This is a genomic window from Curvivirga aplysinae, assembly GCF_009711445.1.
Lineage (GTDB): Bacteria > Pseudomonadota > Alphaproteobacteria > UBA8366 > Aestuariispiraceae > Curvivirga > Curvivirga aplysinae.
Genome location: NZ_SMMC01000104.1, coordinates 1 through 10,364 on the forward strand (window position 1 = coordinate 1; position 10,364 = coordinate 10,364).

The following is a 10,364-nucleotide window of genomic DNA, read 5'->3' on the forward strand; positions in this document are numbered from 1 at the left end:
GTATTTGGTGGCGATTTTGATTCCATGGTTGGCTTTGTTTTTAGTAGGTAAGCCTTTCCAAGCGATTTTTAACTTGATCCTATGGTTGTTTTCCGGTGGGTCTATCTTGTTTACTTTTGGCGTTGGGTCCTTTGTCGGTGGGCCGATCTGGCTTATTTGTGTGATTCATGCAGTTCTTGCTGTGGCAAAATCCAAAAGCGAAGATTAATTTTTAATTATCTTATATGAAATTAAAAAGGCGATCCGGATTGGATCGCCTTTTTATTTGGTATGATGATGTTTTAAGCGGCAAAAATACCGGCTTTTTTAACACTTTCATCCACATGTTCTTCGAATTGTTTGAAATTTTCTTCAAACAGACCGCGAAGTTTAGAAGCTGTCGCATCATAGGCTGCTTTATCTTCCCATGTGTTTTTAGGTTGTAAAACTTCATCAGGTACATCTGGGCAAGAAGCGGGAATATGAAGACCAAAGTTTTCATCAGTCACGCGACCTACATCATCTAATCGACCATCCAAAGCAGCACGCACCATAGCGCGTGTATGATGGATGCTCATTCGTTTGCCTGTACCATAAGATCCACCGGACCAACCGGTATTTACGAGCCAACATTTGGCACCGGATTTAGCCATGCGCTCACCCAACAATTTCGCATAAACGCTTGGGTGGCGTGGCATAAATGGTGCGCCAAAACAGGTGGAAAAAGCCGCTGTTGGTTCTGTAACCCCGCGTTCCGTTCCAGCAACGCGTGCTGTATAACCGGATAGGAAGTGATACATCGCTTGATCTGCAGTTAATTCAGAGATTGGAGGTAACACACCAAAAGCATCTGCGGTGAGCATAACAATATTTTTCGGTTCACCACCCTGACCATTTTCCTTGATATTTGGAATGAAATCAATTGGGTAAGAGGCACGTGTATTTTCAGCTAGGCTATTATCGTCAAAATCAACTTCACGTGTGATGGGGTCAAAGACAACATTTTCTAAGATCGTACCCATACGTTCCGTTGTTGCATAGATTTCTGGCTCCATTTCTGGGGACAGATTAATCACTTTTGCGTAACAACCGCCCTCAAAGTTAAATACGCCATTGTCGGACCAGCCATGTTCATCATCACCGATTAAGGTACGAGAACCATCAGCAGAAAGCGTTGTCTTACCTGTGCCAGACAAGCCGAAGAAAATTGCTGTATCGCCATCTGGGCCAATATTAGCAGAACAATGCATTGGCATAACACCCTGTTCAGGCAATAGATAGTTTAGGATAGAGAAAATGGATTTCTTAATCTCGCCTGCGTAACGTGTACCGCCAATCAAAATCATTTTCTTTTCAAAATTGACCAGAATGAAACATTCAGAGTTTGTACCATCACGTTCAGGCACAGCATTGATATATGGGGAATGCAAGATTGTGAAATCTGGTGCGAAGCCTTCCAAGTCATCACGATCCGGACGGATGAACATATTGCGGGCAAATAAGCTATGCCACGGGCTTTCTGAAATGACACGGACATTTAAACGATAATCAATATCCGCACCTGCATATAAATCCTGAACATAAAGTTCGCGATTTTGAAGATATGCAGTCATTTGTTTATGCATGGCATCAAAGACAGCTTCTGTTGTGCCTTTATTTACCTGCCCCCACCAAATATTATCTTTGGATGATGCTTCTTCAACAATAAACTTATCATTTGGAGAGCGACCAGTAAATTTACCGGTTTCAACGGCTAAAGCGCCGCCTTTGGTCATTACCCCCAAACCTTTGGAAATTGTTTCTTCGTATAATGCCTCTGCGCCAAGGTTCCATTTCACATCGACGCTATTAATAATACCGGCGCTTTCCAGCCCGGTTGTATTGCCCTGGGTTCCCAAGGGTCCCTCCTAAATTTTTTTCGCCTCACAGAGAATGATCTTCCAAGTCCGTTTCACAGGGAAGTTCAAAGTCTTTGCGCACTATATAGAGGGCAAGCAGGAGAATCGAGTCACGAAATGAGAAAATATTGCAATATTATGAAATAAATCGCTAATCTATGCGAAAATGATTCAAAGCAATGGTTCGTTTTTCATAAAATTAGGAAGACCGTGCTAATTTTGCGGCTGCCACAAATTCTTTTCGGGCATTATCCGCTGTATAGACAAGTGATTCAAATGGATATCGGATCATCTGTCCTTCAAGTTGCAGGTCACAACCATCCGGATCAACGCCTGTCAATTGCCACCCCACGCCTTTTCGATTTAGCAATTTATTTGCGATAAGGTTAAGGACATCTGCATGATCTTCGTTCATATGTGTGACGATATCTGTTTCTGCGAGGGTGAGCTCTGATACATCGTCATTAGTCAAGATATCGGCCCAATTGATCCAGTGAATCTTCCCAAATCCTGCAACTAAATGGGCCCGTGTTGGGTTAAAACGCACGACATTAAAATCAGGAAAATCCTGATACATTCTCGCGGAATGATGTCTGGAAATATAACGTGTTTTGGCTTGTTCGGCTTCTATCCCATCTAGAAACTCGATCGCCCCTTGTAGGGTTGCGCGTGCGCCTGTGAGAGGATTACGAAGTCCTGTGGTTCCATCTAATAACAGGGAGCAGACCGGGTTTTCTTTTAAGGCTTTGGTATGTTCCGCAAGATTGCTGATAAACAGGATCGGGTGACCTTTCATGTCAAAAGCCACCAAAACCAATGCAACATATGCAGATTGGTTTTGATCCTGATCTTTGTTCAGATTGGCCGCCAGACTTGCCCGATCACAACCTCGCAATAACAAACGGATATCTTTACCGATATCTTGGTCATTCGCCATTATTACAATCCCGTTTTAATTAAGCTTTATTATCTGCAAGTGGCTTTTTCGTTATCTTCGCAAAAAGATTTGGAATAGCCCCGAATAATAAACTGTAAAGCACAGGTACAACGCCAAGGGTCAGGATTGTGCCAATTGTTAAACCAAACATGATAACGACAGTCATCGCAAACCATAATTCCCCGCCAAATACCATAAGAGGAACAAGTCCGAGAATAGTGGTGAGTGTTGTCATAACGATTGGGCGTAAACGTGATACTGCAGATTCAATGATTGCCTGTTTAAGGTCGGTACCATTTGCACGTTCCAGATCAATTTTATCAATTAACACAATACCGTTATTAATAATAATGCCTGCTAGACTGATCAATCCAAGCATGGCGTTAAAGTCTAGATAGGCGCCTGTCAGATTTAATCCTAAACTTGCCCCGATAATCAAAAGCGGGATTGTAAAGGCAATGATGAATGGTTTTCTGAAAGAATTAAATTGCCAAATTAACAGAAGCAACATCAACCCCATGCAGTGCGGCATATATTTGAAGAGCGCAGCATTCGCCTCTGCAGACCCTTTTAACTCACCATCAACTTCGATCTTGTAGTTATAAGGTAAATCCAATTTTTCAAGCGAAGGCTGCATAGCGGCATAAAGGCCTGCCGCTTCCATATTCGGATTAATAGCGCTGATTGTGATCGCACGTTCTTGATTATATCGACGTATTTGTGACGGCACCACATCACCATCAATATCGGCGATCTGGATAAGTGGTACGACATTGCCATTGCTGGAAGGTACAGTCACACTCCTAAGGTCATCAAGCGTGCTGCGCTTTTCTTCTTCTGAACGCAGGATAACAGGTATAACCTTATCCCCCTCACGATAGGAGGTGACGGTTTCACCATCAAAGTTTGTGGAAAGTGCCTGCGCGATAGAGCGACTATCAGTACCAGCTCGGCGTGCACGTTCCTGATCAATCGCCACTTTGATGCGGATTACTGGGTTTTCCCAGTCACTGCGGATATCTTGAGTACCGGGGATGGTGCGAAAACCAGCCATTACTTCATTGGCTTTATCCATCAAAGTAGGAATGTCTGGGCCTAAAATACGTAATTCAACGGTTCCAGGTTTGGTGGAGCCTAGGAAAAGCTTTTCGGTAAAGCCTTCTGCTTCCGGCATGTTTTCGATAATAAAGCGATCAACCTTTGCCATTGTTGGATCACGATCTTCTGGATTTGCCACATTGATAATGGCAAAGGCGGTGTTTGGTGCTGGGTCAGGCGGACTTAGTGCCAAGAAAAAACGTGGGCCACCATTGGCGATGAAAATTGTGCTGCTGGTGATTTCCGGGTTTAAGGATTTGTTATTCACCCAATCTGAAAAACGTTTCACGACTGCTTGTGTTTCACGGACATCTACACCTGCTTGTAAGCGAATAGGTAAGACAAATTGTGCGCGGTCAGATGGTGGTAAAAGACGTTTCGGTACATCTTCCAAGCCTTTGACGGACAAGATTAACAAGGCAAACATAACCACTAGGAAGGGGATACGAATGCGTAGCATAAAGTTTAGAAACTTACGGAAGAGATTATAGTAGGTACCTCCATATAGATTTTTAACTTCTGCTTCTTTCTCTTTGGTTTTTGACTTTTTCCGATCCCCAAGGAACCAATAGCAAAGGGCAGGTGTAACCGTGATCGCTAATCCCCAAGAGGCCAATAATGTTGCCGTGACAACCTGACTGAGGGCGGACATAAATTCACCCGTTTCATCATCAGCCAGCATTAAAGGCATAAATGCCAAGATAGTGGTGAGTGAAGAGGTTAGAAGAGGCAAGCCTAAACTACGTGCTGCTTCGATACAGGCATTTAAGCGTTCCATTCCTTGAGATAATCGTGTTTTGATGTCTTCGGCAATGACGATACCGTTATCTACGAGTAGACCAAGAGAGATAATAATCGCCGCAATTGAAATCCTATGAAGCGGGATGTCAAAAAGACGCATGGCGATGATCGCAGCCAGAATAGTAATAGGCACAACGGACCCGACAATTGTACCGGTACGAAGACCTAAGAATAACATCACTACCACAAGGACTGTTGCCAAAGTTTGCATTAGATTTGACGTTGCATCTTTGATGCTGGTATCGACAATTGGGGGCTGATATGTGGCATAATCTAAATTCAGGCCAAGAGGTAGTTCCGCTGTCAGAATTGCGATTTCGGCTTCCAGTTGAGCTGCAAATTCTTTAATAGCGATATTGGGGACCATGGATATGCCAAGGATCACGGCTGGACGACCATTATATAAAGCCGGGCGTTCTGGAGGGTCCACATATCCACGTCGCACAGTTAGTAAATCTTTTAGATAAACAACACCTGTATCTTCGCCGGTTTGGATGGCGACATTTTCAATTTCTTTAACGGAATCAAAATTACCAGTTGGATCAATGCCGATGCTTAAACCATCCGCGATTAAATTACCGCCGGGTAGGATGATATTCTGGTCTTTCAAGGTGCTCACAACCTGATTGGCAGATAGATCAATCTGGGCCAGTTTGTCTTGATTCATTTCAAGCCAAACACGTTCTTCTTGAATGCCATAAAGATCAACACGACTGACAAGTTCTAAGGCACCAATACGATCACGCAGGTTTCTGGCAACAGATCGTAAATCTTTATAATCATATTCATCGCCATAAAGCGCTAATGTGGCTACAGAAACACGACCATAATCATCATTTACAAACGGGCCTTGTGTGCCTTCCGGTAAGTTGGGTTTTAAATCATCCATCTTGTTTCGAATATCTGACCAGATAGGGTCCAAATCGAAATAGGACGGATAGATACGCACTGTCACCAGTGCCTGTCCTGTTGTTGTTTGGGATTTGATGAACTTGATTTCTGGGATTTGTTTCAAATTTTCTTCGATGGGTCGAATGATTAGTTGTTCAACTTTTTCCGCAGCTAAACCTGGATAACTGGCTGTAATTTGACCAAAACGGATGGTGATTTCAGGGTCTTCCTGACTTGGCTGAGATAAAAAAGATGCAAAGCCAGCAACAATAATGGCGAAAATAAAGAAAATCGTCAGACGGGATCGTTCAATACAGAACCGGGTGAGGGCAGCTAACATGATAGAGCCTCCTTATTCCGGTCGCCATAACAAGGCCGACATGCCGTCATGCAGGAATGAAACGCCTGCGACGATAATCTTGTCGCCGGCATTAAGCCCTGAATAAACCTCTAAACGATTGCCGCGTGTTTTGCCGATGGTCACAAAGACGCGTTTCACGGTTTCAGTTGCTTGATCATAAACAAACACCGGAGCAAGAGAGCTACGCTCATTTTGCGCGTCATTTGCCTCAGATAAGCTTTGCAAGGAAATCGCAGAGATCGGGATCGTATAAACGGGTCCTGATGTTTCGCTATCAAGCAAGAAGCTGACAGTTGCGGTCATGCCGGAAAATAATCTACCTTCGCCAGCGGGTGCTTCTTCAGGTTTTTGTAAAGACAGCTTAACCAAGAAGGCATTTCCGGATTCTGACTGGCTTGCAATTTCTGAGACAATGGCGGGGATTTCCAGACCACGCGCACCGGGAAAACGAACGATTGCGGGATGACCATAATCCAGTTTTTGGATCATAGATTCAGGGACCAAAACCTCAACATTCATGGCCCCTTCTGCCTCTAACTCATAAATGGATTGTCCAATGCTAACTTCGGTAAAGGTTTCAACAGACTTTACCGAAACTTCACCGGAAAATGGGGCAAGGATCACTGTTTTTTCTAAATCTCGTTCTGCACGTTTCAATTCACTGATCGCCACATCGACCTCACTTAAGGAGGTGTCGAGAGCTGCTTTTGCTGTGTCTAATGCAGCTTTGGCAACAAGGTCTTTTTTATAAAGGGTTTCTTTGCGGACATATTCTTCTTGTGCTTCTACCAGTTTGGCTTTCTGCGTACGAACTTGTGCAGAGGCTTTATCTTTCGCCAATTGATAGTTGGTCGGGTCCATCATGGCCATCATTTGACCTGCTTCAACACTGTCCCCAAGCTCTGCAGCCATCTCTATAACACGTCCATTAATTGGGAAGCTTAGAACACTGGTTTCTGCGGCTTGAACTTGTCCTGAAAGGTTACGGATACGCTGACTATCATCTGGGAAGACTTCTTCGAATTTCACTCTTGGTGTAACTTCAATTTGCTCTTCTACTTTTTCTTCACATCCACTTAAAACAAACGCAGCTGGTAAAAGTAAGGCAAAACCCAAATGTTTAAATGTGATAGGGAAATTTGAAATACGCATGATTTAGTACCCGCATAGAGATTAAATTATCTAGGGCTACTATAAGGTGAAAAATTTACGATCTCAAAGGTTTATTGTCACTTAAAGCAGATTAATTGGTTTGGTCGTCGATCCAAGGTACAGCTGCAACCTCTACGCCTTCTTCAACTAATTCTTTGACTTCATCGGCGCTGGCATTGCCGTAAATGCCGCGTTCTTCTTTTTCTCCATAATGGATTTTGCGAGCTTCCTCGGCGAATTTGTTACCAACATTTTCACAATTAGATTCAATATCTTTGCGCATTTGCACCATAGCGTTACGGGCTTTTGTAAAAAACTCGATTTGAGATTTCTGTTGGGAGCGACTGGTTGAAATATTGGGTGCGCTTAAGGCTTTCTTTACATTATTTGATCCACATATGGAACATTCCAACAAGCCAAGTTCTTGTTGTTTTTCAAAGGAGGCTGAATCTTTAAACCAGCCCTCAAATTCATGTTCGTTTTCACATTTCAAATTAAAAGAAATCATCTTTTAACCCATTTCCATCGTCATTTAGAAATTCAAAATTCTAGTTTCATCACCTGAAAAACAGGTTATATTTCTTAACTCAACTCAGAATTTGGCGATTATCTATCGAAATGACAAGGCTTTGTCACGTTTTCTATGCATTTGGATGAAAAAATATGTCTCATGTTTCTATGACACCACTCCCATTCATTGAAAAATGGTTGGCAACGGACCTTACCGGAAAATCAGTTTTGGATTATGCTTGTGGTGCAGGTCGCCATGGGCGTCTTGCACATGAAAGAGGTGCATCGGTTACTTTTGTTGATATTGATCTATCCAATGTCGAGGATTTGTTAAGCAAAGAAAAAGTTACCCTTTTACAGGCTGATCTTGAAGAAGAGGATCGATGGCCTTTATCTGAGCGACAATATGATGTGGTGATTGTGACTAACTACCTTTTTCGTCAACGGCTTGAAGATATCTTTGCTTTGGTCGCGCCTGGCGGGGTGATTATGTATCAAACCTTTGCAAATGGTCATGAGGTTTATGGAAAGCCATCCAATCCTAATTTTCTGTTGAAAGAAAGGGAGTTGCGTGAATTTTGTGAAGGGTTTGATGTCTTGCAATATGAACAGGGAAAAGTGACTATCCCTTCTGACGCAATAGTCCAACGCCTTGCAGCAAAACGCGTTAATTGTTTGGAAGACTAAAGTCACGCCCATTTTGCAAAGATGGCACCATTGCACGGGCTTTTGTGACGTCTTCTAAATCTAGATCAACACGAATGATGCCGATTGTCGTACCTGCATCGGCAAGCATCTTTCCCCAAGGATCAATGACGAGGCTATGACCATAAGTATCACGCCCATCATCGTGATGACCTGTTTGTGCGGCAGCAGCCACAAAACATGTAGTTTCAATAGCACGGGCAGCTAGCAATATATGCCAATGTGCTTCGCCGGTTTTTTGAGTGAAAGCCGCAGGGTTTAAGATCACTTTGGCCCCTGCATGGGCAAGACTTCTATGGAGATGTGGAAAACGCACATCATAACAAATAGTTAAACCAATCGTTCCCCAAGGGGTTTCAACGGTAACGGCGTGTTCTCCTGGTTTAAATGATGTACTTTCCCGATAACTTTCCCCACCTTCCAAATCTACGTCGAACATATGGATTTTATCATAGGTGGCTTTGATTTCACCTTGGTCATCAATCATAAATGCCCGATTGGCCATTCGGTTATCATCAGGCAATTTTATGACGCAGGACCCAATATGAATCCAAACGCCAAGTTCCTTCGCGAGAGATTGGCATCCTGAAAGGAAGCGGTCTTCTTCCTGAAAACAGGCTTCTTTCGTTGATTCAGTTCGTTTTATTTGAACCAGATTAGAGACTTCCGGGAGAGAGATTAATTTTGCACCTTGTTTGGCGGCCTCACGGATAAGAGGCTCCGCTAAAGTCAAATTTTCCTCAATTGATGTGGTTGAGGTCATTTGCACCAAGGCCAAAGGCAAAATCATAGCAATCTCCCGCTGGATATGTAATTTTTAGCCTAAGAGTGGATCAAGCTTGCCCGATTTTTCCATCGCCATCATATCATCACAGCCACCGATATGCTGATCATTGATAAAGATTTGTGGCACGGTCCGCCCACCATTAGAGCGTTGGATCATTTCGGCCTGGCGACCATCTTCTTCCCAAATATTATATTCAGTATAGCTGACGCCTTTGCCATCTAGTAGACGTTTGGCGGCTGCACAAAAACCGCACATAGGGCGCATATATATTTCAACTAATGCCATTTAATATATTCCTAACTTCTTAAATCCGTATATTTATGCATGTCATACTTGGTGATGATATAGGATGCAATATGTGATCTGTTCTAACTTAATCAACTTTTTGTGGGCGTATAACTCTCGCTACCGATAATATGTAAACATCCTTTGCACCATTCTTTCTTAAAATTTTGGCTGCTTCTTCTACTGTGCTGCCTGTGGTGTAAACGTCATCGATGATCAGTATTGTCCGATTTTCTAGTTTTTTATGGAAGGTTTGTGGAACACTAAAAGCACCTTGCAGATTTCGACGTCGGGCTTTTAAAGAAAGATGGCCTTGTGGTTTAGTTGGTTTGATACGTTGCAACAAATTAGGAATGTAAATTAAATCATTTTGTTTTGCATATCTCTTTGCCAATAAGGCGGCCTGATTAAATCGTCTCTTTATCAAGCGCTTTCGATGCAATGGGATTGGGATAACATAATCAACATCTATATCTTCAGGGAAATGAAGAGCTGCCATATTCAGCCATCTTGTGAAAAGGGGGGCTATATGTTGTTGGTCTCCATGCTTAAATTTCAAAAGAAGATCGCGGCTTAAATCATTATAAGTTACGGCTGCTCTTGCCATGTGAAAATGTGGCCGTTTTGCATGACAAGCGGCACAGTAACTTTGGTTTGAAATGCCGATATTATTTTCAAATGGATAACCACAACAATGGCATATAGGTTGTGTCAGGAAAGAGAGTTGGGGCCAACAATCTTCACATATTGATTGTGGTTGTAATATTTCTTTATGGCAGCTTAAGCAGTGCGGCGGCATAAGATCATTCAGGCCTGCTGTTATCAACTGGCCTATCGTATTTTTACTATGCCGTAATAAGTCTTTTAAAAAATAAGAGGATTTCAATCTTTGAACAGACGTGAGTTTCATTTTTTGCAAACGTGTTTCTTGAGTGGTTGATTCAGTCTATCTATTAAAAT

10 protein-coding genes are annotated in these 10,364 nt (G+C 42.7%); 2 read left to right on the plus strand and 8 right to left on the minus strand.

The features are described from left to right. The coding region (locus tag E1160_RS17070) for a hypothetical protein (protein ID WP_218048666.1) at window positions 1–208 on the plus strand (208 nt) is incomplete at its 5' end. Between the two features lie 73 nt (window positions 209–281). On the opposite strand, the gene E1160_RS02550 is transcribed toward E1160_RS17070, so the two are convergent. The 5 genes from E1160_RS02550 to E1160_RS02570 all read right to left on the minus strand — a co-directional run bounded on the left by E1160_RS02550 (window position 282) and on the right by E1160_RS02570 (window position 7,625). Then, entirely contained in the window at window positions 282–1,877 is a 1,596-nt protein-coding gene (locus tag E1160_RS02550) for a phosphoenolpyruvate carboxykinase (protein WP_155153425.1), read from the minus strand. A gap of 199 nt (window positions 1,878–2,076) precedes the next feature. After that, window positions 2,077–2,814 (minus strand): HugZ family pyridoxamine 5'-phosphate oxidase, encoded by a 738-nt coding sequence (locus E1160_RS02555; protein ID WP_155153426.1) that lies wholly within the window; start codon window positions 2,812–2,814, stop codon window positions 2,077–2,079. A gap of 19 nt (window positions 2,815–2,833) precedes the next feature. Continuing rightward, a complete protein-coding gene (locus tag E1160_RS02560) occupies window positions 2,834–5,944 on the minus strand; it encodes an efflux RND transporter permease subunit (protein ID WP_155153427.1) in 3,111 nt (1,036 codons plus the stop codon). A gap of 12 nt (window positions 5,945–5,956) precedes the next feature. Next, window positions 5,957–7,117, minus strand: coding sequence for an efflux RND transporter periplasmic adaptor subunit (locus tag E1160_RS02565; RefSeq protein ID WP_155153428.1), 1,161 nt, complete (start codon window positions 7,115–7,117; stop codon window positions 5,957–5,959). Window positions 7,118–7,208: 91 nt separating this feature from the next. Then, the gene (locus tag E1160_RS02570; protein WP_155153429.1) at window positions 7,209–7,625 is read right to left on the minus strand and encodes a DUF1178 family protein; all 417 of its coding nucleotides are present in this window, start codon (window positions 7,623–7,625) and stop codon (window positions 7,209–7,211) included. 155 nt (window positions 7,626–7,780) lie between these two features. Here E1160_RS02570 and E1160_RS02575 point away from each other — a divergent pair, with 155 nt between their 5' ends. Further along, window positions 7,781–8,314, plus strand: coding sequence for a class I SAM-dependent methyltransferase (locus E1160_RS02575; protein WP_155153430.1), 534 nt, complete (start codon window positions 7,781–7,783; stop codon window positions 8,312–8,314). On the opposite strand, the gene E1160_RS02580 is transcribed toward E1160_RS02575, so the two are convergent. From E1160_RS02580 to E1160_RS02590, 3 genes are all read right to left on the minus strand, one after another. Then, window positions 8,295–9,122 carry a carbon-nitrogen hydrolase family protein gene (locus E1160_RS02580; RefSeq protein ID WP_155153431.1) on the minus strand — a complete coding sequence of 276 codons (828 nt, stop codon included), beginning with the start codon at window positions 9,120–9,122 and terminating at the stop codon, window positions 8,295–8,297. The genes E1160_RS02575 and E1160_RS02580 overlap by 20 nt on opposite strands. 27 nt (window positions 9,123–9,149) lie before the next feature. Then, window positions 9,150–9,404: a glutaredoxin 3 gene (grxC, locus tag E1160_RS02585; RefSeq protein WP_155153432.1), complete on the minus strand. Its 255-nt coding sequence runs from the start codon at window positions 9,402–9,404 to the stop codon at window positions 9,150–9,152. Window positions 9,405–9,492: 88 nt separating this feature from the next. Further along, window positions 9,493–10,314: a ComF family protein gene (locus E1160_RS02590; RefSeq protein ID WP_155153433.1), complete on the minus strand. Its 822-nt coding sequence runs from the start codon at window positions 10,312–10,314 to the stop codon at window positions 9,493–9,495. Window positions 10,315–10,364 lie beyond the last annotated feature (50 nt).